This window comes from Propionicimonas sp. T2.31MG-18 (genome assembly GCF_964266745.1).
In the GTDB taxonomy this organism is placed as follows: Bacteria; Actinomycetota; Actinomycetes; order Propionibacteriales; family Propionibacteriaceae; genus Propionicimonas.
This window is the reverse complement of record NZ_CAXWGX010000012.1, coordinates 161198-187378: the sequence shown is the minus strand read 5'-3', so window position 1 is coordinate 187378 and position 26181 is coordinate 161198. Positions and strand designations below refer to the sequence as shown.

25 protein-coding genes and 1 tRNA gene are annotated in these 26181 nt (G+C 71.1%); 6 read left to right on the top strand and 20 right to left on the bottom strand.

Annotated features, from left to right (window positions below):
* Positions 1-82: 82 nt before the first annotated feature.
* Positions 83-484 carry a Rieske (2Fe-2S) protein gene (locus tag ACFQQJ_RS05785; RefSeq protein WP_377105019.1) on the top strand — a complete coding sequence of 134 codons (402 nt, stop codon included), beginning with the start codon at positions 83-85 and terminating at the stop codon, positions 482-484.
* A gap of 4 nt (positions 485-488) precedes the next feature.
* Here the strand turns inward: ACFQQJ_RS05785 and uvrA are convergent, their stop codons facing one another.
* Positions 489-3380 carry an excinuclease ABC subunit UvrA gene (gene uvrA / locus ACFQQJ_RS05780; protein ID WP_377105017.1) on the bottom strand — a complete coding sequence of 964 codons (2892 nt, stop codon included), beginning with the start codon at positions 3378-3380 and terminating at the stop codon, positions 489-491.
* Positions 3381-3470: 90 nt separating this feature from the next.
* Between uvrA and ACFQQJ_RS05775 the strand changes: the two genes are divergently transcribed.
* Positions 3471-4178 carry a maleylpyruvate isomerase family mycothiol-dependent enzyme gene (locus tag ACFQQJ_RS05775; protein WP_377105015.1) on the top strand — a complete coding sequence of 236 codons (708 nt, stop codon included), beginning with the start codon at positions 3471-3473 and terminating at the stop codon, positions 4176-4178.
* Here ACFQQJ_RS05775 and ACFQQJ_RS05770 read toward each other — a convergent pair.
* The 6 genes from ACFQQJ_RS05770 to rpsA all read right to left on the bottom strand — a co-directional run bounded on the left by ACFQQJ_RS05770 (position 4170) and on the right by rpsA (position 11979).
* On the bottom strand, positions 4170-5138 hold the full coding sequence (locus ACFQQJ_RS05770; RefSeq protein ID WP_377105013.1) for a TerC family protein: 969 nt from the start codon (positions 5136-5138) through the stop codon (positions 4170-4172). The genes ACFQQJ_RS05775 and ACFQQJ_RS05770 overlap by 9 nt on opposite strands.
* A 98-nt stretch (positions 5139-5236) precedes the next feature.
* Complete coding sequence (uvrB, locus tag ACFQQJ_RS05765; RefSeq protein WP_377105011.1) at positions 5237-7318, bottom strand: excinuclease ABC subunit UvrB; 2082 nt, start codon at positions 7316-7318, stop codon at positions 5237-5239.
* Between the two features lie 69 nt (positions 7319-7387).
* Positions 7388-8425, bottom strand: coding sequence for a hypothetical protein (locus ACFQQJ_RS05760; RefSeq protein ID WP_377105009.1), 1038 nt, complete (start codon positions 8423-8425; stop codon positions 7388-7390).
* A complete protein-coding gene (locus tag ACFQQJ_RS05755) occupies positions 8422-9630 on the bottom strand; it encodes a PrsW family intramembrane metalloprotease (protein ID WP_377105007.1) in 1209 nt (402 codons plus the stop codon). Before ACFQQJ_RS05755 ends, ACFQQJ_RS05760 begins: the two co-directional genes overlap by 4 nt.
* Positions 9631-9770: 140 nt before the next feature.
* Entirely contained in the window at positions 9771-10430 is a 660-nt protein-coding gene (gene coaE / locus ACFQQJ_RS05750; RefSeq protein ID WP_377105005.1) for a dephospho-CoA kinase, read from the bottom strand.
* 88 nt (positions 10431-10518) lie between these two features.
* On the bottom strand, positions 10519-11979 hold the full coding sequence (rpsA, locus tag ACFQQJ_RS05745; protein WP_377105003.1) for a 30S ribosomal protein S1: 1461 nt from the start codon (positions 11977-11979) through the stop codon (positions 10519-10521).
* A 229-nt stretch (positions 11980-12208) separates the two neighbouring features.
* Here rpsA and ACFQQJ_RS05740 point away from each other — a divergent pair, with 229 nt between their 5' ends.
* Positions 12209-12778: a hypothetical protein gene (locus ACFQQJ_RS05740; RefSeq protein ID WP_377105001.1), complete on the top strand. Its 570-nt coding sequence runs from the start codon at positions 12209-12211 to the stop codon at positions 12776-12778.
* Between the two features lie 632 nt (positions 12779-13410).
* On the opposite strand, the gene ACFQQJ_RS05735 is transcribed toward ACFQQJ_RS05740, so the two are convergent.
* On the bottom strand, positions 13411-13692 hold the full coding sequence (locus ACFQQJ_RS05735; RefSeq protein WP_377104999.1) for an antibiotic biosynthesis monooxygenase: 282 nt from the start codon (positions 13690-13692) through the stop codon (positions 13411-13413).
* Positions 13693-13708: 16 nt separating this feature from the next.
* On the bottom strand, positions 13709-16405 hold the full coding sequence (gene polA, locus ACFQQJ_RS05730) for a DNA polymerase I (protein ID WP_377104997.1): 2697 nt from the start codon (positions 16403-16405) through the stop codon (positions 13709-13711).
* A 62-nt stretch (positions 16406-16467) separates the two neighbouring features.
* Between polA and ACFQQJ_RS05725 the strand changes: the two genes are divergently transcribed.
* A complete protein-coding gene (locus ACFQQJ_RS05725) occupies positions 16468-16887 on the top strand; it encodes a PaaI family thioesterase (RefSeq protein WP_377104995.1) in 420 nt (139 codons plus the stop codon).
* Here the strand turns inward: ACFQQJ_RS05725 and ACFQQJ_RS05720 are convergent.
* Positions 16877-17506: an ANTAR domain-containing response regulator gene (locus ACFQQJ_RS05720; protein ID WP_377104993.1), complete on the bottom strand. Its 630-nt coding sequence runs from the start codon at positions 17504-17506 to the stop codon at positions 16877-16879. The genes ACFQQJ_RS05725 and ACFQQJ_RS05720 overlap by 11 nt on opposite strands.
* Positions 17507-17616: 110 nt before the next feature.
* On the opposite strand from ACFQQJ_RS05720, the gene ACFQQJ_RS05715 reads away from it, so the two are divergent.
* Positions 17617-17699: transfer RNA gene (locus ACFQQJ_RS05715), tRNA-Leu, on the top strand.
* 96 nt (positions 17700-17795) lie between these two features.
* Here ACFQQJ_RS05715 and ACFQQJ_RS05710 read toward each other — a convergent pair.
* Entirely contained in the window at positions 17796-18332 is a 537-nt protein-coding gene (locus tag ACFQQJ_RS05710) for a helix-turn-helix transcriptional regulator (protein WP_377104991.1), read from the bottom strand.
* Between the two features lie 102 nt (positions 18333-18434).
* Here ACFQQJ_RS05710 and ACFQQJ_RS05705 point away from each other — a divergent pair, with 102 nt between their 5' ends.
* Complete coding sequence (locus ACFQQJ_RS05705; RefSeq protein WP_377104989.1) at positions 18435-18878, top strand: DUF6855 family protein; 444 nt, start codon at positions 18435-18437, stop codon at positions 18876-18878.
* On the opposite strand, the gene pyk is transcribed toward ACFQQJ_RS05705, so the two are convergent.
* The 9 genes from pyk to ftsZ all read right to left on the bottom strand — a co-directional run bounded on the left by pyk (position 18863) and on the right by ftsZ (position 26179).
* Positions 18863-20269: a pyruvate kinase gene (gene pyk / locus ACFQQJ_RS05700; RefSeq protein WP_377104987.1), complete on the bottom strand. Its 1407-nt coding sequence runs from the start codon at positions 20267-20269 to the stop codon at positions 18863-18865. The two genes, ACFQQJ_RS05705 and pyk, sit on opposite strands and share 16 nt — an antisense overlap.
* Positions 20270-20312: 43 nt before the next feature.
* Positions 20313-21227, bottom strand: a complete 915-nt coding sequence (locus ACFQQJ_RS05695) for an RluA family pseudouridine synthase (RefSeq protein ID WP_377104985.1) — start codon at positions 21225-21227, stop codon at positions 20313-20315.
* Positions 21220-21762: a signal peptidase II gene (locus tag ACFQQJ_RS05690; RefSeq protein ID WP_377104983.1), complete on the bottom strand. Its 543-nt coding sequence runs from the start codon at positions 21760-21762 to the stop codon at positions 21220-21222. Before ACFQQJ_RS05690 ends, ACFQQJ_RS05695 begins: the two co-directional genes overlap by 8 nt.
* Positions 21763-21779: 17 nt before the next feature.
* Positions 21780-22220, bottom strand: coding sequence for a TraR/DksA family transcriptional regulator (locus tag ACFQQJ_RS05685; protein ID WP_377104981.1), 441 nt, complete (start codon positions 22218-22220; stop codon positions 21780-21782).
* A 103-nt stretch (positions 22221-22323) separates the two neighbouring features.
* A complete protein-coding gene (locus tag ACFQQJ_RS05680) occupies positions 22324-23310 on the bottom strand; it encodes a DivIVA domain-containing protein (protein WP_377104979.1) in 987 nt (328 codons plus the stop codon).
* Positions 23311-23443: 133 nt separating this feature from the next.
* Positions 23444-23725: a YggT family protein gene (locus tag ACFQQJ_RS05675; RefSeq protein ID WP_377104977.1), complete on the bottom strand. Its 282-nt coding sequence runs from the start codon at positions 23723-23725 to the stop codon at positions 23444-23446.
* Between the two features lie 12 nt (positions 23726-23737).
* Positions 23738-24211, bottom strand: a complete 474-nt coding sequence (locus ACFQQJ_RS05670) for a cell division protein SepF (RefSeq protein WP_377104975.1) — start codon at positions 24209-24211, stop codon at positions 23738-23740.
* Positions 24212-24313: 102 nt separating this feature from the next.
* Positions 24314-25021: a polyphenol oxidase family protein gene (locus tag ACFQQJ_RS05665; protein WP_377104973.1), complete on the bottom strand. Its 708-nt coding sequence runs from the start codon at positions 25019-25021 to the stop codon at positions 24314-24316.
* A 9-nt stretch (positions 25022-25030) separates the two neighbouring features.
* Positions 25031-26179 (bottom strand): cell division protein FtsZ, encoded by a 1149-nt coding sequence (ftsZ, locus tag ACFQQJ_RS05660; protein WP_377104971.1) that lies wholly within the window; start codon positions 26177-26179, stop codon positions 25031-25033.
* Between the last annotated feature and the right edge of the window lie 2 nt (positions 26180-26181).

Genomic DNA, 26181 nt, shown 5'->3' with positions numbered 1-26181 from the left:
CTGGCGCCGGATTCACAGGCGCGTCACAGGCAGGGGGTGGTTGAACCTTCTACCATTCCAGCATCCGAGTCAGGAGGACCCATTGACCAGTCCGTCACTCCCCAGCCGCCGGGTCGTGCTCAGCACGGCCGGGGCGGCCGCCGTCACGTTCTGCCTCGCCGGGTGCGCGGCGGCCTCAGGCCCGTCCGCGGCGACGGCCACCGGCCCCACGACGGTGCCGGCCTCCGAGATCCCCGTCGGCGGGGGGAAGATCGTGGGCTCGTTCGTGGTCACCCAGCCCACCTCGGGGACGTTCGAGGCCTTCGGATACCTGTGCACGCACCAGAACCTCCCGGTGCAGCAGGTGACCGACGCGGCGATCGTCTGCGGGCGCCACGGCAGCAGCTTCTCCCTCGCCGACGGTTCGGTGCTCACCGGGCCCGCGACGAAGGCGCTGTCCAGGGCCACCGTCACCGTGAACGGCGACGCGCTCACGATCAGCTGAGGCGCTACCCCGCGGGCGCCAGGAGATCGGGTTCCTCGACCGCCACCGGCACGCGGTGCCCGGCGAGCACCGGCTTCAGGAACGCGCCGGTGAACGAGGCCGGGTTTCCGGCCACGTCCTCGGGGGTGCCCTCCGCCACGACCTGACCGCCCCGCGAGCCCCCCTCCGGCCCGAGGTCGATCACCCAGTCGGCGGCCTTGATCACGTCGAGGTTGTGCTCGATCACCACCACCGTGTTGCCCTTGTCCACCAGGGACTGCAGGACCGACAACAGCTTGCGGATGTCCTCGAAGTGCAGGCCGGTGGTCGGCTCGTCGAGCACGTAGATCGTCCGTCCGGTGGAGCGCTTCTGCAGCTCGGAGGCGAGCTTCACCCGCTGCGCCTCTCCGCCGGACAGCGTCGTCGCCGGCTGACCCAGCCGGACGTAGCCGAGCCCGACGTCGACCAGGGTGCGCAGGTGGCGGGCGATCGACGGGATGGCCGCGAAGAACTCCACAGCCTCCTCGATCGGCATGTCCAGCACCTGGGCGATCGTGCGTCCCTTGTAGTGCACCTCGAGCGTCTCGCGGTTGTACCGCGCGCCGTGGCACACCTCGCAGGGCACGTAGACGTCCGGCAGGAAGTTCATCTCGATCTTGATCGTGCCGTCCCCGGCACAGTTCTCACAGCGTCCGCCCTTGACGTTGAAGGAGAACCGGCCCGGTTGGTAGCCGCGCACCTTCGCCTCGGGCGTGTCGGCGAACAGTCGGCGGATGTGGTCGAACACGCCGGTGTAGGTGGCCGGGTTCGAGCGCGGCGTGCGGCCGATCGGCGACTGGTCGACGTGGATGCTCTTGTCGACGTGCTCGACGCCGGTGAGCGATCGGTGCCGCCCCGGCACGGCGTGCGCGTTGTACAGCTTCTTCGCCAGCGCGGTGTACAGGATGCTGTTCACCAGCGACGACTTGCCCGAACCGGACACGCCGGTGACCGCGATGAACTGCCCCAGGGGGAACGACACCGTGACGTCGCGCAGGTTGTGCTCCGACGCCCCATGGACGGTGATCGCCCGGCCGGTGGCCGGACGCCGCCGCTCGGGCATCGGGATGGACCGCCGCCCGGACAGGTAGGCGCCGGTGAGCGAGGTGGGGTGGGCGAGCAGGTCGCCCACCGTTCCGGAGACGATGACCTCTCCGCCGTGCTCGCCCGCACCCGGCCCGATGTCGACCACCCAGTCGGACGTACGGATGGTGTCCTCGTCGTGCTCGACCACGATCAGGGTGTTGCCGAGCTCGCGAAGCCGGACGAGCGTGTCGATCAGCCGCCGGTTGTCGCGCTGGTGCAGGCCGATCGACGGCTCGTCGAGCACGTAGAGCACGCCGACCAGGCCCGACCCGATCTGGGTGGCGAGCCGGATGCGCTGTGCCTCGCCGCCGGACAGGCTCCCGGCGGGGCGGGAGAGCGTCAGGTAGTCCAGGCCCACATCGAGGAGGAACCGCAACCGCTCGTTGATCTCCTTCACCACACGCTCGGCGATCTGCGCCTCGCGCTCGGTGAGGGTGAGGTTGCGCATGAACGCGGCGACCTCGTCGATCGACATCGCCGAGACCTCGGCGATGTTGCGTCCTCCGATGGTGACGGCGAGCGAGCTGGGCTTGAGCCGGGCGCCCTTGCACGTCAGGCACGGCACCTCGCGCATGTAGCCGGCGTACCGCTCGCGCGCGTTGTCCGACTCGGCCTCGGCGTGCCTGCGCCGGACGTAGGGGACGGCGCCCTCGTACTTCGCGCGGTAGGTGTGCTCCCGTCCGTGCCGGGTGCGACTGTGGACGGTGAGCGCGTGCGGGACGCCCATCAGCAGCATGCTCTGGATGCGGGACGGCAGGTTCTCCCACGGTGTCTCCACCGAGAACCCCTCCTGCTCGGCCAGCGCGGCGAAGAGGTTCTGGAAGTAGCCCGCCAGGTACGGCGTCTGCCACATCGCGATCGCACCGTCGGCCAGGCTGCGGCCGGTGTCGGGGACGACGAGGTCGACGTCCACCTCCATCCGGGTGCCGAGCCCCGAGCAGGCGGGACAGGCGCCCCACGGGCCGTTGAACGAGAACTGCCGCGGCTCGAGCTCCTCGACGGAGATGTCGTGCTCGTTCGGGCAGGCCAGCTTCTCCGAGTACCGGCGCTCCCTGCGGGGGTCGTCCTCCGGCAGGTCGACGAAGTCCACAGAGACCACGCCGCCGGCCAGTCCCAGGGCGGTCTCGACCGAGTCGGTGAGCCGCTGCTTCATGCTGGGCTTGGCGGCCAGCCGGTCGACGATCACGTCGATCGAGTGCTTCTTCTGCTTCTCCAGCGTGGGCGGGGAGAGCAACTGGTGCACCTCGCCGTCCACCCGGACGCGGGACAGCCCCTGACCCGCCAGCTGGCGGAACAGGTCGACGTACTCGCCCTTGCGACCCCGGACGACCGGGGCCAGCACCTGGAACCGGGTGCCCTCGGGCAGCGCGAGCAGCCGGTCGACGATCTGCTGGGGGGACTGCCTGCTGATCGGCTCCCCGCACTCCGGGCAGTGCGGACGCCCGGCCCGCGCGTACAACAGGCGCAGGTAGTCGTAGATCTCGGTGATGGTGCCGACGGTGGAGCGCGGGTTGCGGCTGGTCGACTTCTGGTCGATCGACACCGCAGGCGACAGGCCCTCGATGAAGTCGACGTCCGGCTTGTCCATCTGGCCGAGGAACTGGCGGGCGTAGGCCGACAGGCTCTCGACGTAGCGGCGCTGGCCTTCGGCGAAGATCGTGTCGAACGCGAGGCTCGACTTGCCCGACCCGGACAGGCCCGTGAACACGATCAGGGCGTCGCGAGGGAGGTCGAGATTGATGTTGCGCAGGTTGTGCTCGCGCGCCCCTCGAACGATCAGCCGGTCAGTCACCCGATCATGGTAGATGCTGCCTCCGACAGCCCGTCCCGCCGATCCGGACGGGGCTGGCCCGGGGCCGCCGCGGGGCCGTAGGTTGGTGCCATGAGCCAGTACACCGGGTCGATTCCGGTGGAAGACGTGGTCCGATGGAACGCCGACGCCACCCAGCGCCTGCTCGGCTACACCATCGGCATCGGCGAGGACGAGTGGCACCGGCCGACGCCGCTGCCCGGGTGGTCCCGGGCCCATGTGGCCACCCACCTGAGCCGCAGCGCGGACCACCTGCGGGGCATCACCGAGGCGGTCGGGGCCGGCCTCCCCCAACCCGGGCCGCTGCCCGCGTCCCGCCGGTTCGCCGATCTCGAGGCCGGCGCCGACCGCGACGGGCTCGCGCTCCAGATCGACCTGGACACCAGCGCCGGCGCCCTCCAGGCGGCGATCGAGAAGGTGACCGACTGGTCCGCCCCGGTGGAGCTCCACCGGCTCGACCTGACCCTCGCCGCCGTGCCGCTCGCCCGGCTCCACGAGGTGTGCGTGCACCACCTCGACCTCGACTGCGGCTGGGCCGCCGACGCGATCGACCCGGCGGCCGCGGCGTGGCTGCTGCGCTGGGTGCTCGACCTGCTCGCCGACGCCGGCCTGCCCGCCCTCCACCTGGAGGGCGACTCCGTCGTGGCCGACATCGGGGATGGCGCCGAGCGGCGGAGCGTGAGCGGCAGCGACGCGCGCCTGTGGGCGTGGCTCGCCGGGCGCCTGTCCGCGTCCGGCGTGTCGGGTGCGGACGGACTGCGGCCGGCGTTCCTAGGCTGACCGCTCGTCGCGGCGCGACTTCACCAGGCTGGCGATGGTCGTCACCGCCAGCGTGCCGATGATGACCGCGAGGGAGACCCAGATCGGCACCTCCGCGTCCAGCCCGAGCCCGGCGTCCCACCCGTACTCGTGCGCGGCGTGCAGCACCAGCTTCACGCCGATGAACGCCAGGATCACCGACAGGCCCACCGACAGGTAGACCAGGCGCTGCAGCAGCCCGCCGATGAGGAAGTAGAGCTGGCGCAGGCCCATCAGGGCGAACACGTTCGCGGTGAACACCAGGTACGGCTCCTGGGTGAGGCCGTAGATCGCCGGGATCGAGTCGAGCGCGAAGAGGAGGTCGGTCGTGCCGAGGGCGACCACCACCAGGAGCATCGGCGTCACCAGCCGCCGGCCGCCCTCGGTCACCACGAGCTTCGTGCCGCGGAAGTCGTCGGTGGACGGGAAGCGGCGGCGCACCCAGCGCATGACGGCGTTCTCGCTGTCGTCGTCCGACTCGTCGGAGCGGTAGTCGAGGTAGAGCTTCACCGCGGTGTAGATCAGGAACGCGCCGAAGACGAAGAACACCCAGCTGAACCGCTCGATGGCCGCGGCGCCGAGCGCGATGAAGATGCCCCGGAAGATCAGGGCGAGGACGATGCCGACCATCAGCGCGAACTGCTGGAGGTGCCGCGGCACCCGAAGGTTCGCCATGATCAGCACGAAGATGAACAGGTTGTCGACGCTCAGGCTGTACTCGGTGAGCCAGCCGGCGAAGAACTCCGCGGCGTACCGGGGGCCCGCCAACCACCAGATCCCGAGCCCGAACAGCACCGCCAGACCGGAGAAGACGCCGATCGCGATCCCCGCCTCGCGCATGCTCGGCTCGTGGGGCCGGCGACCGATCACGAGCAGGTCCACAGCGAGCACGGCGACGAGGACCCCGATCGTGATCAACCAGATCTCGGCCGTCACATGCATTCAGCAGTCCCTCGTCTGGTCATCGGGTTGTTGTTGGGGGGTACGCCTGATTCTGTCAGGCTCGTGCCCGCCGGCCAAAGCCGGGGACCCCCCGACTCTCAGCGCGTGGCCTCCAGCATCTGGCGCAGCGTCTTCTTCAGGTCGGCGATCTCGTCGCGCAGCCGGGCGGCCAGTTCGAACTGCAGCTCCGCGGCGGCCGAGTGCATCTGCTCGGTGAGCTCGCTGATGAGTCCGGCCAGCTCGCTGGACGGCATCGCGCCCAGGTCGCGGGAGCGCTCGGCGGACAGCGGCACCGGACTGGTCGGACGGCGCCCGCCCGCCCGGCTGACGAGGGCCGTGGTGTCGGCGTCCTCGCGCGCGAGCAGGTCGGTGAGGTCCGCGATCTTCTTGCGCAGCGGCTGCGGATCGATCCCCCGCTCGGCGTTGTAGGCCACCTGCTTCTCGCGGCGCCGGTTGGTCTCGTCGATCGCCGCCGCCATCGACGGGGTGATCTTGTCCGCGTACATGTGCACCTGGCCGGCCACGTTGCGCGCGGCCCGTCCGATGGTCTGGATCAGCGACCGCTCGCTGCGCAGGAAGCCCTCCTTGTCGGCGTCCAGGATGGCGACCAGGCTCACCTCGGGCAGGTCCAGGCCCTCGCGCAGCAGGTTGATGCCGACGAGCACGTCGTAGGTGCCCAGGCGGAGCTCGCGCAGGAGTTCGATGCGCCGCAGCGTGTCGACCTCGGAGTGCAGGTAGCGGGTGCGGACGCCGTTCTCCATCAGGTAGTCGGTGAGGTCCTCTGCCATCTTCTTGGTCAGGGTGGTCACGAGCACCCGCTCGTTGAGCTCCGTGCGGAGGCGGATCTCGGCCATCAGGTCGTCGATCTGGCCGCGCGTGGGCTTCACGACGATCTCCGGGTCGACCAGGCCGGTGGGACGGATGAGCTGCTCGACGAACCCGCGCGACTTCGCCAGCTCGTACGGCCCCGGCGTCGCCGACAGGTAGACCGTCTGCCCGATGCGCTCGACGAACTCCTCCCAGCGCAATGGCCGGTTGTCCATGGCGGACGGCAGCCGGAACCCGAACTCGACCAGCGTCCGCTTGCGGGACATGTCGCCCTCGTACATGCCGCCGATCTGCGGCACGGTCACGTGCGACTCGTCCACGACCAGCAGGAAGTCCTCGGGAAAGTAGTCGAGCAGGCAGTTCGGCGGGGTGCCGGTGCCGCGTCCGTCGATGTGCCGGGAGTAGTTCTCGATGCCGGAGCACGTGCCGATCTGGCGCATCATCTCGATGTCGTAGCTGGTGCGCATCCGCAGCCGCTGCGCCTCGAGGAGCTGGTTGTTCGCCTCGAGGTCGGCCAGCCGGACGGCGAGTTCGGCCTCGATGCCCTCGATCGCACGCTCCATGCGCTCCGGCCCCGCCACGTAGTGGGACGCCGGGAAGACGTAGATCTCCTGGTCGGTGCTCAGCACCTCGCCGGTGAGGGGGTGCAGCGTGGACAGTGCCTCGATCTCGTCGCCGAAGAACTCCACCCGCACGGCGTGCTCCTCGTACATCGGGAACACCTCGACGGTGTCGCCCTGCACCCGGAACGTGCCGCGGGTGGCCGCGAGGTCGTTGCGCACGTACTGGATGTCGACCAGCCGGCGCAGCAGCGTGTCCCGGTCGACCTCCTCGCCGCGGCGCAGCCGGACCATCCGGTCGACGTACTCCTGCGGCGTGCCCAGACCGTAGATCGCCGACACCGTCGCGACCACGATCACGTCCCGCCTGGTCAGCAGCGAGTTGGTGGCGGAGTGCCGCAGCCGCTCCACCTCCTCGTTGAGGGAGGAGTCCTTCTCGATGTAGGTGTCGGTCTGGGGGACGTAGGCCTCGGGCTGGTAGTAGTCGTAGTACGAGACGAAGTACTCCACGGCGTTGTCCGGGAAGAACTGCCGCAGCTCGTTGGCGAACTGCGCGGCCAGGGTCTTGTTCGGCTGCATCACCAGCATCGGGCGCTGGAGCCGCTCGGCGAGCCAGGCGACGGTTGCCGTCTTGCCGGTACCGGTGGCGCCCAGGAGGACGACGTCCTGCTCACCGGCCTCGATCCGGCGCTGGAGCTCGTCGATCGCTGCGGGCTGGTCGCCGGCCGGCTCGAAGTCGGCCACGACACGGAACGGCGCCACCCGGCGCTGCACATCGGTGATCGGTCGCACGGGGAGAGCATAGGTCCCGGCTCCGACACTCCCCGGGGCCGGCGGGCGGCCCCGGGGAGCATGGTCGGCTCAGCCGGCGGACTGGCTGCCCAGCACCACGCCGAGCATCTGGTCGACGGCGTTGAAGCTGTCCTCGGGCGTGTCCTTCGTGAACAGCAGGGTGCTGAGCGTCGACACCCCGTCGGTGGTGCGCACCGCGGCGAACGTCACCGCCAGCATCTGCGTGCTCTTGCCGTTGCTGGTCGAGATGAACGCGGCCGGGCACTGGGCGACGGCCAGGTTCTTCAGGTTGATGTCGAGGTCCTTGGCGTCACCGAACTTCGCCCCGGCCGCGCCGTCGAGCACCTGCCGGTTGAAGGCGTCGCAGAGCTGGCCGGCGTTGGTGTTCTTCTTCTGCTGGACGACCCGGGTCACGAACACGGCCTTGCCGTCGCTCACCGAGATGGCCGAGGGTGCCTGCTCCTGGACCTCCCACCCCGGTGCGGGGAGGAACATGACCCCGTTGCCGAGGTCGACCACCCCGCCGTTGGGCGGCGTCGGCTCCGGCGACGGGCCCTCGGTGGGCTCCTGGGTCGGTTCCCCCGTGGGCTCCGCGGAACCCGTGGCTGTGGGCTCCGGGGACGGGGACGCCGTCGTCGTGGGCACCGTGGGGACGGGCGTCGGCGTCACCGGGTCGACCGGCGCCTGCCGGTTCGACAGCATCAGGAGGGCGGCACCGGCGATGACCAGCAGCACGACCGCGCCGATCACGATCAGCAGGACCTTGCTCGAGGACGCGCGCGGCGCCGGGGGCTGCCCGCCCGGGCCACCGTAGCCCGGCTGCGCGCCGGCCTGCGGGCCGTAGGCGGGACGGCCGTAAGCGCCCTGGGGGTACGCCTGGCCGGCGTAGCCGGCCTGCGGCGGGTACCCCTGGCCCGGGTAGGGCTGCGGAGGGTACCCGGCCTGCGGGTACCCCGGCTGCTGCGGGTAGCCGGCCTGCTGGGGGACGCCCTGCTGCGGGACGCCCTGCTGCGGCGCTCCCTGCGGGGGGACCCCCTGCGGCGCACCCTGCTGCGGCGAGCCCTGGGGCCAGGAACCGGGGGCCGGGGTGTTCGGGTTCTGGGTCATGCCCGTGCCTCCCCGTCCTCGTCACCGGTGGTGGCCGGCACGTCCGCAGCGGCCACGTCCGCCTCCGCCGTTCCGGGCGCGGGGCCCTCCGGCGGTGACCCGGGTGGAGCCTCGTCGGTGGACGCGCCGGTGGCCGCCATCGCGGGGGCCTTCAGCCAGGCGCGCACGGAAACCCCGCAGGCCGTGCAGAACGCGGACCCGGGCAGCAGCGGCATCTCGCAGCGGGCGCAGAAGCCCAGCTCCGCGCCGGCCGGCTCGCCGTCGCGGGCGGCCGACTCGAGGGCGGCCTCCAGCAGCCCGGCATTGAGCACCGTGCGGAGCCGCAGGATCAGCAGGGCGAGCACGAGCAGGCCCCAGACCACCTGGAGGATCCACGAGACGGCCTCCGTGCCGACGTAGCCGAGCAGGTAGGTGCCGGTGCTGTAGACCACGTTCGCACCAACGGCAAGGCCGACGGCGGCGAAGTAGCGCGGCGTGAAGCCGTCGTAGCCCTTGCCGAGCCCGGAGAACTCCGCCACGGCCAGACCGGTCGCCGTGCCCATGACCAGTGGCTTCACGAATCCCTCGAGGAAGACCAGGGACGCGAACTGCGCCGGCTCGGGAGAGACCAGGCCGCCGGTCAGCAGCGGCCAGTGCCGCACGAGGGTGTCGAAGCTGGCGTAGGCGACACCGCTGACCACACCGAAGGTGAGCCCGTCCATCAGGTCGTCGAACGCCGGACGGCCGGCCAGGAACACCGGCCCCAGCTGGCGGATCGCCTCACCCACCACCGGAACGAGGACGGCGACCACGAGGAACGTGCCCCACTGCGGGCCGGCGATCATGGTGCCGTCCGGGGAGCGCAGGGTGGTCGACAGCGGCAGGAAGCCGCTCCAGATCAGCGTGAACACCAGCGACAGCACACCGGTGAGCAGGAACGCGAAACCGGTCACCGCCAGCGGCTCGTCCTCCCACAGGTTCACGTCGTAGAGGTAGGTGATGTACACGATCGGGATCGCGAACGCCGCGATCAGCACGGCGATCGGCATCGCGCCGAAGATCGCCGCGACGAGCGCCGCGACCAGCGTGATCGTGAACGCCGTCCGGTAGGTCTGTGGGTGGCGCCCGGCCTCCCGCGGCATGATCGAGGAGATCAGCGCGAACGAGGCGACGGGCTCGTCCGGGGCCAGGGCGAACCTCCGCCGGCCGCGTTCGTCACCGGGCACGAGGTCCAGTCCGCAGCGATGGCAGAAATGCGCGACATCAGGAACCGGGGAAAGGCAGCGAGAACAATTCACGAAAAAGCCCCCTTTGCTTGCTCTGGCGACAGCATAGGGGCCGACCTGTCGGGCGGAATACCCGCTGGTCAGCGATTTCCGGTCAGTCGCGGAACCACGTGATCACGCCAGAGGTCGGCGACCTGAACGGCCAGATCGGCGAGCGAGCCGGTGTTGTCCACCACCACATCCGCGGCGGCGAGCCGTTCCGCGCGGGACGCCTGCGCCTGGACGCGGGCCCTGGCCTGGGACTCGTCCAGCCCGTCGCGGTCGCGGATCCGGGCCAGCTGGGTGTCGGGATCGACATCGACGACCACCACCAGGTCGAACGCGTCCTGCTGCCCGGTCTCGACCAGCAGCGGGATCATGTGCACCACCACGTCGTCGGGTCCGGCCAGGGCGCTGAGCTCTGCCGCGCGGGAGCGGACGGCCGGGTGGACGATGGCCTCGAGGTCACGGCGGGCGTCCCCGTCCGCGAACACGGTGCGTCCCAGGGCGGCCCGGTCCAGCGACCCGTCCGCGCCGAGGACGCCCTCGCCGAAGCGTGCGACGACGGCGGCCAGGCCGGGAGTGCCGGGCTCCACCACCTCCCTCGCGAGCCGGTCGGCGTCGATCACCAGGGCACCCCGGGCACGCAGCAACTCCGCGACGGTCGACTTGCCGGAACCGATCCCGCCGGTCAGCCCGATCGTGATCACCGTCCGGCCCCGCACCACGAGGTCCGCACCGACATCCCGCTCCCTCCACACCGTGGAGCACCAGCATGCCAGCCGGACGGGAAAAGACGACGTGCCCCCCACCGTGAGGTGGAGGGCACGTCGGGTGCCTTCAGGCTGGTCAGCGACCGCCGGTGAGCTTCTCCCGCAGGGCCTGCAGGGCCTCGTCAGAGGCCAGCGAGCCTTCCGGAGCCGCGTCGTCGGACGCGCCACCGGCGGAGTAGGCGGCGGTGTTGGCCTGGGCGACCGCGGCCTGCACGTCGGCAGCCTCGGCCTCCTCGACCTGGCGCTTGTGCGCCTCCCACCGGGCCTGCGCCTCGGCGTACTGCTGCTCCCACGCACGCTGCTGCGCCTCGTAGCCGGGCTTCCACTCCTGGGTCTCCGGATCGAAGCCCTCGGGGTAGATGTAGTTGCCCTGCTCGTCGTAGGACGCGGACATGCCGTAGAGCGCCGGGTCGAAGTCGTCGGCGGCGACGTCCACACCTTCGTTGGCCTGCTTGAGGCTCAGCGAGATGCGGCGACGCTCGAGGTCGATGTCGATGATCTTGACCATGACCTCGTCGTTGACGCTGACGACCTGCTCGGGGATCTCCACGTGGCGCTCGGCGAGCTCGGAGACGTGCACCAGGCCCTCGATGCCCTCCTCGACGCGGACGAACGCGCCGAAGGGGACGAGCTTGGTGACCTTGCCCGGGACGATCTGGCCGATCTGGTGGGTCCGGGCGAACGTCTGCCACGGATCCTCCTGGGTCGCCTTCAGCGACAGCGAGACGCGCTCGCGGTCCATGTCGACGTCCAGCACCTCGACGGTGACCTCGTCCCCGACCTCGACGACCTCGGACGGGTGGTCGATGTGCTTCCAGGACAGCTCGGAGACGTGCACCAGGCCGTCCACGCCGCCCAGGTCGACGAACGCGCCGAAGTTGACGATGGAGGAGACGACACCCTTGCGGATCTGGCCCTTGGTGAGCTGGTTGAGGAAGGTGTGACGCACCTCGGACTGGGTCTGCTCCAGCCACGCACGGCGGGACAGCACCACGTTGTTGCGGTTCTTGTCCAGCTCGATGATCTTGGCCTCGAGCTCCATGCCGACGTACGGCTGGAGGTCGCGCACGCGGCGCATCTCCACCAGCGACGCCGGCAGGAAGCCGCGCAGGCCGATGTCGATGATCAGGCCGCCCTTGACCACCTCGATGACGCGGCCGGTGACCACGCCGTCCTCTTCCTTGACCTTCTCGATCGTGCCCCAGGCGCGCTCGTACTGCGCACGCTTCTTGGACAGGATCAGCCGGCCCTCCTTGTCCTCCTTGGTCTGGACCAGGGCCTCGATCACATCGCCGACGGCGACCACGTCGAACGGGTCGACATCGTGCTTGATGGAGAGTTCCTTGGAGGGAATGACGCCTTCGGTCTTGTAACCGATGTCGAGCAGGACCTCGTCCCGATCGACCTTGACGACCGTGCCGGTCACGATGTCGCCGTCATTGAAGTACTTGATGGTCGCGTCGATCGCTGCCAGGAAAGCTTCGGGGGAACCGAAGTCGTCGACCGCGACGGTGGCTGCCTCGGGAGTAGAGGTCATGTAGTAGGGCTCCGATGGTTTGGTGTGAAAATGGCGTGTGCACGCCGACCACGTGCTCCACTGCGAGAACCAGGCTGACGTCTGGAGACATCGCGCAAAGCGCGCCGACCCGCTAGGTCCGAGGTCATGCCGGTCGAAGTGCGACCGACAGCCTATCGATTGCTGTGAGCGAGGGTCAATCCGGGCGCCGGGACAGGGATAGTCTAGGGAACCGACCCGAAGGAGGACCATGAGCGGAACGGCCGAGATCCACGAAGCGACGCTGACCCCCACCAAGCTCGAACTGCTCGCGGGCTGGCTGCCTGCCCAGGAGTGGTTCGTCGGCGACGCCGACGACCTGACGCGCGTGGCCTCCTACCGCTTCGTCGACCCCGATGGCGAGGTCGGCATCGAGACCATCCTGGTCCGGTCGGCGGGCGTCACCTACCAGGTCCCGCTCACCTACCGCGCCGAACCGCTGGACGAGGCCGCGGATTCCCTGATCGGCACCATGGAGCACTCCACGCTCGGCACCCGGTACACCTACGACGCCGTCGGCGACCCCGTGTACATGGTCGAACTCATGCGCGTGATCCACGAGGGCGACAACGAGGCCGACCTCTCCCGCGGCGAGAAGACCATGACCGTCCAGGGCTCCGGCATCGTGCCGGTGTCCAACGCCGCCGGCGAGTCGATGCGCATCGTCCGGGTCCTCGACGGCCAGCACGTGCCGGGCACGCGCGTGCCGCTGGGCACGCTCGAGGGCACCTGGACGCAGGACGGGGTCGAGCAGCAGCAGGTGCTCGCCGTCCTCCGCTGACCGCGGGTCCGTCCCGCTGATCCGGCCCACCCCGCGGTGCGGGGCGGGCAGTCGGCCACGCCGCCCGCCCGCCGGTGAGGTCCAGCGGCCCGCGGCTTCGTGCTCGCGGGCCAGCCCACCACGCGCGGGCCAACGCACACCCGACGGCCAGCCTCCCCACCCGAGAGCCAGCCTCCCCACCCGAGAGCCAGCCCACCCACCCGAGAGCCAGCCTTGACGCCGAGGACCAGCGCACCGGTACTGGCCCTCGACGAGAAGGCTGGCCCTCGATCGGCCGGGGCACTGCTTGAAGGGCCGATGACTGAAGCCCGCCGTCTGGGCGATCGGCGCGGACGCACCCGCGTCCCCTCGAGGACCAGCCTTGACGCCGAGGGCCGGCACACCGGTGCTGGTTCTCGGCCAGATGGCTGGCCCTCCCATGTGGGGGCTGGCGCTCGCGGACGGGGGCTGGCCCCCACATGTAGGGGCTGGCGCTCGCGGACGGGGGCTGGCCCCCACACAGGAGGGCTGGCCTTCCTCATTCGGAGGGGGCGGCCACACGTCGGGGCCACGCATCGGGCGCGCCCACGACGGGCCGGCGATCAGAGGCGGAGATGCCGTCAGGCGCGCGGGAAAGGCGCGCCCGGGTCGGGTCAGACGTCGGCGAGGCGGTAGCCGGTGACCGGCTCGGCCTCCCACTCCTCGAACGGGTCGTCGGCGACCGCTGCACGGGCGAGGTGGACGGACGCGGCGAACGCCTCCTCCGACTCCCAGATCGCCAGTCCGACGAGCACCCCCTGGGCGGCGTCCTCGAGCGTGTGGACGGCGACGAGGCCGGGAGCGGCGGCGATGGCCGCGCCGTAGCGGTGCATCGAGGCGATCAACTCCTCGCGCTTCCCCGGTCGCGGGTGGTGGACGGACAGGTGGTGGAACACGGCGACCTCCTTCGGGTCAGTGTGCCGCATCGTGCCAGGAACGGCCGGCGCCGACCGAGACCTCCAGCGGGACGCGCATCTCGACGGCGTGGCCCATCCTGTCCCTGACCAGCGCCTCGAAGACGTCGCGCTCCCCCGGCGCGACCTCGAAGACCAGTTCGTCGTGCACCTGCAGGAGCATCCGGCTGCGCAGCCCATTGCTGGCGATCGCGGTCTCGACGTCGAGCATCGCGACCTTGATGATGTCGGCTGCCGACCCCTGGATCGGGGCGTTCAGCGCCGCCCGCTCGGCCATCTCGCGGCGCTGCCGGTTCGAGGAGGTGAGGTCGGGCAGGTAGCGGCGGCGACCCAGCACGGTCTCGGTGAAGCCGGTCCGCCGTGCGGTCGCGACGATCTCCTGGAGGTAGTCGCGGACGTGGCCGAACCGCTCGAAGTACTCCTCCATCAGCCCGCGCGCCTCGGACACCTCGATCTTGAGCTGCTGGCTCAGCCCGAAGGCGCTCAGCCCGTACGCCAGCCCGTAGTTCATCGCCTTGATCCGGGCCCGCATCGCCGAGGTGACCTCGTCGGAGGGGACGCCGAACACGCGCGAAGCCGTGATCGAGTGGAAGTCCTGCCCCGAGGCGAAGGCCTCGATCAGCCCATCGTCGCCCGACTGGTCGGCCATGATCCGCATCTCGATCTGCGAGTAGTCGGCCGTGAGCAGTGTCTCGTAGCCCTCGCCGACCACGAACGCCTCACGGATGCGCCGTCCCGCCTCGGTGCGGATCGGGATGTTCTGGAGGTTCGGGTCGGTGGACGACAGCCGTCCGGTGGCCGCGATCGTCTGCACGTACGTGGTGTGGATGCGCCCGTCGTCCGCGACCGCCTTGAGCAGCCCCTCCACCGTCTGGCGCAACCGGATCTGGTCGCGGTGGCGCAGCAGGTGCGCGAGGAACGGGTGCTCGGTGCGGGCGAACAGGTTCTCCAGCGATTCCGCGTCGGTGGTGTAGCCGGTGAGCGTCCGCCGGGTCTTCGGCATGCCGAGCTCGTCGAACAGCACAGCCTGGAGCTGCTTGGGCGAGCCGAGGTTGATCGGACGGCCGAGCACGGCGAAGGCGTCCGCCTCCGCGGCGACCACCGCTGCGTCGAAGTCGGCGTGCAGCCGGTGGAGGTAGTCGAGGTCGACCGCCACGCCGATCCGCTCCATCGTCGCCAGCGTCCTGGTCAGCGGCAGCTCCACCTCCCGCAGCAGGCGGGCACCGCCCTGGGCGTCCAGCTCATCCTCCAAGGCGGTGGCCAGGTCGATCACCGCCCGCGCGCGCACCATCGCGTCGTGGCTCTCGGTGTCGTCGAACGAGAACGCCGCCTGCGCCCCGTCCGCTCCCCCGCTGCCGGCGACGGCCAGGTCACGGCGCAGGTGCCGCGCGGTGAGGTCCGCGAGGTCGTACACCCGTTGGTCGGGCCGCAGCAGGTAGGCGGCGAGCTGGGTGTCGCTGGCAAGCCCGGACAGTTCCCACCCTCGCGACCAGATCGCCAGCAGGGGGCCCTTCGCGTCGTGCATGGCCTTTGCCGCGGAGTCGTCGGCGAGCCAGGCGGCCAGTGCGCGGTCGTCCTCGGGGGACAGGCCGGTGACGTCGAGCCACGCCGCCGCCCCGTCGGCCGCGGCGAGCGCCAGGCCGGTGACGTCACCGGCACCGGCACGCCAGTGCCCGGACACGTCGAGCCCGACCACCCCTGCGCGGGCGTGCGCGTCCAGCCACGCTCCCACGGCGCCGGCACCGAGGATCTCCCCGCTGACCTCGAAGCCGCCCTGCGACCCGGCGTCCTCCGCGGGGAGCGTCTCCAGCAGCCGGTCGCGCAGGACGCGGAACTCGAGCCCGTCGAACAGCGAGTGGACGGCCTCGCGATCCCAGTCACGCCGGGCCAGGTCGTCCACGCCGACCGGCAGCTCGAGGTCGCCGACCAGCGCGTTCAGCTCGCGGTTGCGGGCCACGTCCGCGAGGCGCTCGCGCAGCGACTCCCCCGCCTTCCCGGTGAGCTCGCCGGCGTGGATGAGGAGGTTCTCCAGCCCGTCGTAGGCCGCCAGCCACTTGGCCGCCGTCTTCGGCCCCACGCCGGGGACGCCCGGGAGGTTGTCGCTGCTCTCGCCCACCAGTGCCGCCAGCTCCGGGTAGCGCGACGGCGCCACCAGGTAGCGCTCCTCGACCGTCGCGGGATCGAGCCGCGCCAGGTCCGAGACGCCCTTGCGGGGGTACAGGACCGTGACCTGGTCGTTCACCAGTTGCAGCGTGTCACGGTCGCCGGTGCAGATCAGGACGCGGAGGCCGGCGGCGGCGCCCCGTCGGGCGAGGGTCGCGATGATGTCGTCGGCCTCGAACCCCTCGCGCTCGAGGTGGACGACGTTCAGGGCGTCCAGCACCTCCTTGATGAGGCCGATCTGCCCGGTGAACTCGGCCGGGGACGCCGACCGGTTCGCCTTGTAGTCGGCGTAGCGCTCGCTGCGGAAGGTCTTGCGGGACACGTCGAACGCGACCGCGAGGTGGGTGGGCTGCTCGTCGCGGAGCACGTTGATCAGCATCGAGGTGAACCCGTAGACCGCGTTGGTGTGCTGCCCGGTCGTCGTGGAGAAGTTCTCCACCGGCAGGGCGAAGAAGGCACGGTAGGCGATCGAGTGGCCGTCGATCAGCAACAGGGTGGGCTGCTCGGCGTGCGGACTGGTCGGGGTCGTCACAATCCGGAACTCTAACGCCCGGCGCGGACACCTCGACCCGGCGCTGTGCCAAGGTGGGCGCCATGAACGTTCCCGACTGGTTCGCCGGCCTGTCCAGCCCCCTGGACGAGAAGCTGGGCGTCGAGCTGCTGGAGGTCACCCCCAACCGGGCGGTGGGACGCGCGCCCGTGGCGGGCAACACCCAGCCCTTCGGGCTGTGGCACGGCGGTGCGTCGTGCGTGCTGGCCGAGGGGCTGGCGTCCCTGGCGGCGGCCGCGGAGGTGGGACCGCGCGGCGCGGTCACCGGCGTGGACATCAACGCCACGCACCTGCGCCCGGCGCGCGAGGGCTGGGTCACCGGGGTTGCCACGGCGATCCGGATCGGCGGCACGTTGGCCACCTACGACATCTCGCTCACGGACGACGCGGGCGAGCAGGTCTGCGCGGCCCGGATCACGGTCTACCTGAAGCGGGCCCCGGGAGCGGGCGCGACTACTTCTTGAGCGCGCGGCCCTTGCCCTCGCCCTTGGACTGCTCGATGACCGCCTCGGCCACCTCGCGCATCGACTTGCGCAGGTCCATCGCGGTCTTCTGGATCCACCGGAACGCCTCGGGCTCGGTCAGGCCGAGGCCTTCCTGGAGCAGGCCCTTGGCCTGGTCGACGGCCTTGCGGGACGCGAAGCGCTCCTCCAGGTCGGCCACCTCGGCCTCGACTGCGCGGATCTCGGCGAAGCGGGCCATCGCGATCTCGATCGCGGGGATCACGTCGGAGGAGTCGAACGGCTTGACGACGTAGGCCATGGCGCCGGCGTCGCGGGCGCGCTCGACGAGCTCGCGCTGGCTGAACGCGGTGAGCATGACCACCGGCGCGATGCGCTCCTCTGCGATCACGGCCGCGGCGGAGATCCCGTCCATCTTGGGCATCTTGACGTCCATCACCACGAGGTCGGGCGTGAGCTTCCGCGCCAGCTCGAGGGCCTCCTCGCCGTCCCCCGCCTCTGCGATGACGGTGTAGCCCTCCTCGGTGAGCAGTTCGACCAGGTCGAGGCGGATCAGGGCCTCGTCCTCTGCGACCAGGACCCTGAGCTGGTCGGTCGTGGTGGTCTCGTCGTCGGCAGTCATCGCTATCGGCTTCCTGGTTCGGTGCATCGTCGGCCCGGGGGTGAGGGCAGGTCGAGGGTACCGCGCCCCGAATGCGTCCCGCCAAGTTGTGGCACACTTCTTGGGCACCTGCCGGGGTGGCGGAATGGTATACGCGGACGGCTCAAACCCGTCTGCCCGCAAGGGCGTAGGGGTTCGAATCCCCTTCCCGGTACTCGGCCCGGCCCCACCTTCCCCGGCCCGCCCTGCGCCGGCGCCACGCCGCTAAGCAGTTCACGCACGGGCGGACGCCGGCCCCCGGTCGCCCGGCTCAGCGGAGCTCCCACCACGCGATCCCGTCCAGCGGGGTGCCGGCCGCCGTCCGCCCGTCCTCGACCCACCACCGTCCGCCGTCCAGCACGAGCCGCCGCGGCCACAGCGTCCCGCGAACGCCGTCCCCGGCGACGTCCAGGCCCCGCCGCTCGCGGCAGGCCGTCGCCGCGTCGCGGAGCAGCCCCGGCGCGACCGGGTGGCCCGGGGCGGGCACGGGAGTGACCACCAGCCCGCCGGCGCCGTCGGACCAGGAGCGGACGCCCAGCGCACGGGCCAGCAGCGGCTGGGCCGAGAGCGGGAACGCGCCCGGCGGACCCGTGTCGCCGGGAAGCGTCCCGCGCCAGCCGTCCAGCAGTTCCACTCCGCCGCCGGGGCCGGCGGTGGTCACGATCGGCACGCCGGCACCGTTCAGGGCTGCCAGGTCGCGCAGCACGGTGCGGCGCGAGACCTCCAGCCTGCGGGCGAGCACGGACGTGGTCGTCCGTCCCTGCTCCTGCAGCACCAGCAGGAGGCTGAGCAGGCGCCCGGCTCGCACCCCGCCAGCATGCCGCCGGCGCATCGGTGACACAAGATGTCACCGGTCGGCTGGCAGGCTGTCGCCCGGGCCGCGCGCGCCGGCCCGGGGAGGAGTCCAGCGATGACCGACGGCACCCCCGAGCGGCCCTGGCTGCTCAGGACCCCGCCGCTGAGCAGCGAGTACGAGGCCTGGTTCGACGAGGCCGGCGGCCTTCCGGTCCTGGCGGTGCGGGTGGGCACGACCCTGCTCCACTACGACCGCGCGGCGATCGAGGACCTGCGGGCGATGCTCACGGCCCACGGCGACTGGATGGAGCTCGGCTCGGCGGACGAGCAGAAGGAGGCCCGCCCGGGCACGGTCGAGGCGTGGGCCCGGTCGCCGGAGAACCCCAGGGGCGGCTGGTACGGGCTGAAGAAGGGCCTGCGCGGCCGCTTCGCCATGTACGTCCCGCCGGTGCTCGAGCACCTCGGCCTGGCCGAGGTCGAGCACAACCCGCGCAACAACCGGATGCGGGCGGTCCCGCCCGCCCCGGTCGTCGCCGGCGGGGATCAGTCCATCTCGTAGACGCGCAGCGAGTTCGTCTGCCGGCTGTGGCGGCCGGGGTTGCCCGCGACGATCACCACGTTGTCGCCGTGCTGGAGGAAGCCGGTCTCGCTCAGGCCCCGCTGCACGGATTCGACCATGGCGTCGGTGCTGGTGTACTCCGGGGTCACGTACGACTGCACGCCCCAGCAGAGGGTGAGCTCCTGCGCGGTCTTCGGCAGCGGCGTGAATGCCATGATCGGCACCTCCGAGCGCAGCCGGGCCAGCCGGTGCGGGGTGTCGCCGGAGATCGTGAACGCGGCCAGGTACTTGGCGCCGACGCGCTCGGCCACCTCCACGGCAGCCTTGGAGATCACGCCGGAGGTGGTGTGCGGGTTCCAGGCCAGCGGACGGATCTTGTCCAGGCCCTCCGCCTCGGTGCGGGTGATGATCCGGGCCATCACCTCGACGGCGGCGATCGAGTAGTCGCCGACCGCCGTCTCGCCGGACAGCATCACGGCGTCCGCCCCGTCGAGGATGGCGTTGGCCACGTCCGAGGCCTCGGCGCGCGTGGGACGGTGCGCCGTGATCATCGACTCGAGCATCTGGGTGGCCACGATCACCGGCTTGGCCCAGGCCCGCGCGGCGTCGATGATCCGCTTCTGCACGCCGGGGACGTCCTCCAGCGGCAGCTCCACGCCCAGGTCACCCCGGGCGACCATGAAGGCGTCGAAGGCGTCGATCACCTCGTAGAGGTTGTCGATGGCCTGGGGCTTCTCCAGTTTCGCGATGACCGGGACGTGGCGGTCCTCCTCGTCCATCACCTTGCGCACCGGCACGACGTCGGCCGCGCTGCGGACGAACGACAGCGCCACCATGTCGACGCCGTGGCGCAGGGCCCAGCGCAGGTCGCGCTCGTCCTTCTCGCTGAGCGCGGGCACGCTCACCGGCACGCCCGGCAGGTTGATGCCCTTGTGGTCGGAGACCTTGCCGCCGATCACCACCTCTGTGACGACGTCGGTGTCGGTGACCTCGACGGCCTTCAGCTCGATGGCACCGTCGTTGATGAGGATCTGGTCGCCGGGACGCACGTCCTGGGTGAGGGTCTTCAGCGTGGTGGACGCCCGCTCCGCGGTGCCGGGGACGTCGTCGATCGTGATCACGAACCGGTCGCCGGCCTGGATCATCGCCGAGCCGTCGACGAACTCGCCGAGGCGGATCTTGGGCCCCTGGAGATCGGCCAGGATGCCGACCGGGCGCCCCGCGATGCGGGCGGCGTCGCGGATCCATCCGACGCGCTTGGCGTGGACGAGGTGGTCGCCGTGGCTCATGTTCAGCCGAGCGACGTTCATGCCCGCATTGACAAGGTTGACCAGGGCCTCGGCGGAGTCGGTAGCCGGGCCGATGGTGCACACAATCTTCGCTCTACGCACACCTGAACCCTAGCCGAGGACGGGCCCCCGGGATGGGCAGACCTCAGTGGCGGACGAGCTCCAGTGCTGCCGCCAGGTCCTCAGGGTAGTCGGAGTGGAACCGCACCTGCTCACCCGTCCGGGGGTGGAGGAAGGACAGCTCCACCGCGTGCAGCCACTGCCGTTCCAGGCCCAGCCGGGCGGCCAGGACGGGGTCCCCGCCGTAGGTAGGATCGCCGACGCACGGGTGGCGGATGGCCTGCATGTGCACGCGGATCTGGTGCGTCCTGCCGGTCTCCAGGTGGATCTCCAGGAGGGTGACGGCCGGGAACGCCTCGAGCATGGTGTAGTGCGTCACGCTGTGCCGTCCGCCCGCGGTCACCGCCATCTTCCAGTCGGCGCCCGGGTGCCGCCCGATGGGCGCCTCGATCGTGCCCTCGAACGGGTCGGGATGACCCTGGACGAGTGTGTGGTAGGTCTTCTCGACCTCGCGGGACTTGAACGCCCGCTTCAGGGCGGTGTAGGCGGGCTCGCTCTTGGCCACGACCATCAGTCCGGACGTGCCCACGTCGAGGCGCTGGACGATGCCCTGCCGCTCCGCCGAGCCCGACGTGGAGATCCGGAAGCCGGCGGCGGCGAGGTGCTCGACGACCGACGGCCCGTCCCAGCCCAGGCTCGGGTGGGCGGCCACCCCTGCGGGCTTGTCGACGACGACGATGTCGGCGTCGTCGTGCACGATCCTGATGCCGGCCACCTCGCTGGGGACCACCTCCACGGCGGGTGCGGTGGTGATCTCGACCTCGAGCAGGTCGCCGCCGCGCACCCGGTGCGACTTGGGCACAGGGACGTGGTTGACCAGGACGCCGCCGGCGGCGGCGAGGTCCTCGATCCGGCTGCGCGACAGCCCCGTCATCCGGGCGGCCGCCGCGTCGACGCGGTCCCCGTCCAGGCCGTCGGGCACCAGCCAGACGCTACTCATCCGCCGCGCCGGCCCGCTCCTTGAGCCGGACGCCTCCGAGCGACACCTGGGTGATCATCGACAGCCAGATCACGAGCACGGCCGCGCCGGTGATGAAGATGTCCGCGACGTTGAAGATGGCGAAGTAGGGCAGCTGGATGAAGTCGATGACGTGGCCGTGGAACGGCGCCGGCTCACGGAACAGCCGGTCGGCCAGGTTGCCGGTGATGCCGGCGAGCAGCATCCCGATCGCGACAGCCCACCCGATGTGCCGGATCCGCGGGACGACCCAGCCGAGCACCCCGACCAGGGCGGTGATCGCGACGAGCGTGAGCACGACGGTGAAGTTCTCGCCCATGCTGAACGCCGCACCGGGGTTCCGGATGAGCTGGAGCGTGACCAGGCCACCCAGCAGCGGGATGGGCTTCTCCGGGTCGAGCGTGGCCAGCACCAGGTTCTTCGTGAGCAGGTCGGCGACGAAGCCGGCCACGGCGATCGCGAGGCACAGGGCCCGCAACCGCCGGACGTCGACGGTGCCGGTGGACGCGGTGTCCACCACGACCTCCTCCTCGGCTATCGCCGTTCCTCCCGCTGCTTGCAGGTGACGCACATCGTCGCGCGCGGGAACACCTGGAGCCGGTCCTTGCCGATCGGCTGGCCGCACGACTCGCAGGAGCCGTAGTTGCCGGCCTCGAACAGGCGGTAGGCCAGCTGGGCCTGCTCCAGCATGTCGCGCGCGTTCTGGGCCAGCGACATCTCCTGGTCCCGCTCGAAGTTGGACGAGCCCACGTCGGCCGGATCGCGGCCCGCTCCGTCGGAGCCCTCCTCGAAGAGGTCGGCCAGGCCGGCCTCGGCCACCTCGATCGCCCGCTCCATGCGCGCGATGTCGGCGAGGAGCTCCTGGCGGATCTCCTCGATCTCCTCCTCGGTCCAGGGATCCTCGCCCTCGGCAACCGGGAACGAGACGACCCTGCCTACGACTTTCTCGTTCTCACTGGTGCGTGCTGACGCCATCGCAACACTCCTCCTGCCGATGCTTGAGCAGGGAGAGTACCACCTGCCCACCGCGTGCCAGACCGAATCGCCGGACGCCACCGGCGGGCGCGGTCCGCCGGTGTCAGTTGCCTTCGTTGAGCAGCGCGTCGAGGCGCGGGGTCGCGGACTCCGGCGCCGGCTCGTCGAGGATGGCCGGGGTGTCGCCGGGCTCGATCGCCGCCTCGGTGAGGGCCTTGATCTGGCTCTGCAGGTGGCTCGCCATGTTGTTGCGGAAGGAGGCCTCGAAGCTGCGCAGGTGGTCGACCTTGCCGCGCAGCACGTCCCGCTCCTGCTCAAGGGCGGTGAACAGCTCGGCGCGACGGGCGTCGGCCTCGCCGTTGACGGCGTCCGCACGGGACTGGGCGTCGTTGGTGACCCTCTCTGCGTTCACGCGGGCCTCGGACTCGATCCGGTCGGCGCGCGTGCGGGCGTCGGTCAGGGTCTCGTGGGCCTTCTTGTTGGCGTTGTCGATGACGCTCTCCGCCTCGGCGCGCGCGGAGGACACGATGCGCTGGGCCTCGACCTGCGACTCGCCGACGAGGCGCTCGGCCTGCTCGGTGGCCATCTGCAGCAGCCGGGTGACCGCGGGCGACGCCTCTGCGGAGCTGGTGACGACGATGTTCTCGACCTTGCCCAGTGGCGTCGAGGGCGCCTCCTCTGGCGCGGCCGCCTGCTGCTGGAGCTGCGCGACCTGGCCGCGGAGCGCGTCCAGCTCGGCCTGGGCGGAGGCGAGTTCGCTCCGGGCCTGCTCGAGCTCCTGCGTGCGCTGGCCGAGTTCCTCGAGCTTGCCGGCGAGCTCGCCCTTGGCGCCCTCGAGCTCGGCCTGGCGGCCCCGCAGGTCGGACTTCAGCTGGTCGGCCTCCGCGGAGTCGCCGGGGACGAAGATGCTGGACGGCTCGCTCGAGCTGAGCGCCTCCACCTGCTGCTTGAGGGTGGCGTTCTCCTCGGTCAACTGGCTGAGCGTTGCCTCGACCTTGTCGACGAAGGCGTCGACGTCAACGGGTTCGTAGCCGTTCCGCCGGGCCAGGTGGAAGCGGGTCTGGCGGACCTGCTCGAGGGTCAGGGTCATTGCTCACCTCACGTGATCGGGACGGGGTCCGATTGCTCGGCCCCGACAGGGCGCTCTCAGGCTAATGGGAACAGTTTGCGGAGTCCAAGAACCACCACCGACGCGTCGGCAGGGGTAAACCAGAGGTCAAGACTCAACTCGGGAGCCATCGCAGCAGGACCAGCACCGCGATGTAGAGCACGCTGAAGGCGGTGTCGACCTGCACTCCGCCGAGCCGCACGGGCGGCAGGACGCGCTGCAGCAACCGCAGCGGCGGGTCGGTCAGCGTGAGCACGAACTCGGCCACCACGCGCACAACCCCTCGGGGCTCCCAGCCCCGGACGAACAGCGGGACCCACCCGAGGACGGCGCGCACGGTCAGCAGTGCGAGGAACGCCAGCAGGGCCCAGTGGATGAGGAAACCGACCAGGCCCATCCGGCACACCTTTCACGACTGGTTGAAGAAACCCCCGGCCAGGCGCTCCTTGTCCTCCGCGGCCACCGTGACGTTGTGAGGCGAGAGCAGGAACACCTTGCTGGTGATGCGTTCAATGCTGCCACGCAACCCGAAGATCAGGCCGGCGGAGAAGTCGACCAGCCTCTTGGCGTCGGCCTCCTCCATCTCGCCGAGGTTCATGATCACCGGCACGCCGTCGCGGAAGTTCTCCCCGATGGTGCGCGCCTCGTTGTAGGTGCGCGGGTGCACGGTGATGATCCGGTTGATGTCGGCGACCCGCGGGTGGTCGCGCTGCGGGCGGCGGGTCTCCAGCTCGGTCACGGTCGCCGCGGCCGGCTTCTGCTCGGCGTCCCTGCGGTCGAGCACCTGCTCGGTCACGTCCTCCGCGCCAGGCTCGACCTCGGCGTAGTCGTTGTCCGAGACCAGGCCGAGCCACACGGCAGCCTTCTTGAACCGATCAGCCATCGTTTCGCCTTTCTCACCAGTCCCGTCGATGCTAACCGCGGCCCGGCCCGGAATCCGGGAGCCACGCCCCGCGCCGCCCGGGTGTCTGGGCGTACGTCCGGGTCAGGGGAGCCAGACCAGCCCGGCCTGGCGGCCGGAGCCCTGCCCGTCACGACGGTAGGAGTGCAGGGACGGTGTCGTGCGCGTGCACGGGTCCACCCGGACGACGACGCACCCCCGACCGGCCAGCTGCTCGGAGGCCGCCGCGCCCAGGTCGATGCTCGGGGTGCCCCAGCTCGTGGTGGCCCTGGCCGCGGGGTGGGTGGCGGCGAAGCTGTCCCTCAACTCCTCGGGCACCTCGTAGCAGGCCCCGCAGATGTGCGGCCCGATCCAGGCCGTGATCCGGGTGGCCCCCAGCGCGGCCATCGCGTCCAGCGTGGCGTCGAGGACGCCCGCGCCCAGCCCCACCCGTCCGGCGTGGGCCGCCCCGGCGACCCCGGCGTCGGGGTCGGCGAACAACACCGGCAGGCAGTCGGCGGCGCGGACGGCGAGCGCGACGCCCCGCACGGTCGTGACCAGCGCGTCGGCGTGCTCCTCCGCGACCTGCCGGGGGTCCGAGGCGGGGCCGACGTGCACGACCCGCGTCCCGTGCACCTGGTAGGCGTTGAACGCGGGGACCCCCAGCTCGGCCTCGACCAGGTCCCAGCCGGCCGCTCGCCAGCCGTCGGGCACGCCGAGGCTCAGGTCGAGCGTCCCTCCGTCCGGCGCCACCGCGTCGCAGCACGCGACCCCGGCGCCGTCGGCGCCGGGGTCGTTGCGGAAGCTGAACAACGCGCGGGACTACTTCAGGAAGTCCGGCACGTCCAGTTCGTCGTCACCGGCTTCGGCCGGCGCCACCGGCCGCACGGCCGGGCGGGCCACCGGCTCCGGCGCAGCGACCGGCTCCTCCGCCGCGGGCGGCGCCGCCGGTGCCGGGGGCCGGGGAGCCGCGACCTCGGGACGACGCACCTCGGGACGGGCCTGGACCTTGCGCGGCGGCTGGCCGCCGTCGAACCCGGCGGCGATCACCGTGACGCGCACCTCGTCGCCGAGGGCGTCGTCGATCACCGTGCCGAAGATGATGTTGGCGTCCTCGTGGGCCGCGGCCTCGATGAGGTTCGCCGCGGCGGACACCTCGAACAGGCCGAGGTCGGAGCCGCCGGCGATCGACAGCAGCACGCCGTGCGCGCCGTCGATGCTCGCCTCGAGCAGGGGCGAGGAGACGGCCATCTCCGCGGCAGCCCGGGCACGGTCCTCCCCGCGGGCGGAGCCGATGCCCATCAGCGCTGAGCCGGCGTTGGACATGACCGCCTTCACGTCGGCGAAGTCGAGGTTGATCAGGCCGGGCGTCGTGATCAGGTCGGTGATACCGGACACGCCCTGCATCAGCACCTGGTCGGCCTGCCGGAACGCGTCGAGGATCGCCACGTGGTGGTCGGTCATCTCCAGCAGCTTGTCGTTGGGGATCACGATGAGGGTGTCGACCTCTTCGCGCAGGCCGGTGATCCCGTCCTCGGCCTGGCTCGCGCGGCGGCGTCCCTCGAAGCTGAACGGACGGGTGACCACACCGATCGTCAGGGCGCCCAGCGAGCGTGCGATCCGCGCGACGACGGGAGCGCCGCCGGTGCCGGTGCCGCCGCCCTCACCCGCGGTCACGAAGACCATGTCGGCGCCCTTGAGCACCTCCTCGATCTCGTCGGCGTGGTCCTCGGCGGCCTGGCGGCCCTTGGCCGGGTCGGCGCCAGCGCCGAGGCCCCGGGTGAGGTCACGGCCGATGTCGAGCTTGACGTCGGCGTCGCTCATCAGCAGCGCCTGCGCATCGGTGTTGACCGCGATGAACTCGACCCCGCGGAGGCCTGCCTCGATCATGCGGTTCACGGCGTTCACGCCACCGCCGCCGACGCCGACCACCTTGATGATGGCGAGATAGTTCTGGGACGCAGTTCCCACGA

Coding starts and splice junctions, on each gene's coding strand:
- ACFQQJ_RS05685 (WP_377104981.1), bottom strand. CDS start 22,220: ATGGCGTCAGCACGCACCAGTGAGAACGAGAAAGTCGTAGGCAGGGTC.
- ACFQQJ_RS05775 (WP_377105015.1), top strand. CDS start 3,471: ATGAGCCAGTACACCGGGTCGATTCCGGTGGAAGACGTGGTCCGATGG.
- ACFQQJ_RS05695 (WP_377104985.1), bottom strand. CDS start 21,227: ATGAGTAGCGTCTGGCTGGTGCCCGACGGCCTGGACGGGGACCGCGTC.
- ACFQQJ_RS05675 (WP_377104977.1), bottom strand. CDS start 23,725: ATGGGCCTGGTCGGTTTCCTCATCCACTGGGCCCTGCTGGCGTTCCTC.
- ACFQQJ_RS05725 (WP_377104995.1), top strand. CDS start 16,468: ATGAACGTTCCCGACTGGTTCGCCGGCCTGTCCAGCCCCCTGGACGAG.
- ACFQQJ_RS05705 (WP_377104989.1), top strand. CDS start 18,435: ATGACCGACGGCACCCCCGAGCGGCCCTGGCTGCTCAGGACCCCGCCG.
- ACFQQJ_RS05670 (WP_377104975.1), bottom strand. CDS start 24,211: ATGGCTGATCGGTTCAAGAAGGCTGCCGTGTGGCTCGGCCTGGTCTCG.
- ACFQQJ_RS05770 (WP_377105013.1), bottom strand. CDS start 5,138: ATGCATGTGACGGCCGAGATCTGGTTGATCACGATCGGGGTCCTCGTC.
- ACFQQJ_RS05680 (WP_377104979.1), bottom strand. CDS start 23,310: ATGACCCTGACCCTCGAGCAGGTCCGCCAGACCCGCTTCCACCTGGCC.
- ACFQQJ_RS05760 (WP_377105009.1), bottom strand. CDS start 8,425: ATGACCCAGAACCCGAACACCCCGGCCCCCGGTTCCTGGCCCCAGGGC.
- rpsA (WP_377105003.1), bottom strand. CDS start 11,979: ATGACCTCTACTCCCGAGGCAGCCACCGTCGCGGTCGACGACTTCGGT.
- ACFQQJ_RS05740 (WP_377105001.1), top strand. CDS start 12,209: ATGAGCGGAACGGCCGAGATCCACGAAGCGACGCTGACCCCCACCAAG.
- ACFQQJ_RS05720 (WP_377104993.1), bottom strand. CDS start 17,506: ATGACTGCCGACGACGAGACCACCACGACCGACCAGCTCAGGGTCCTG.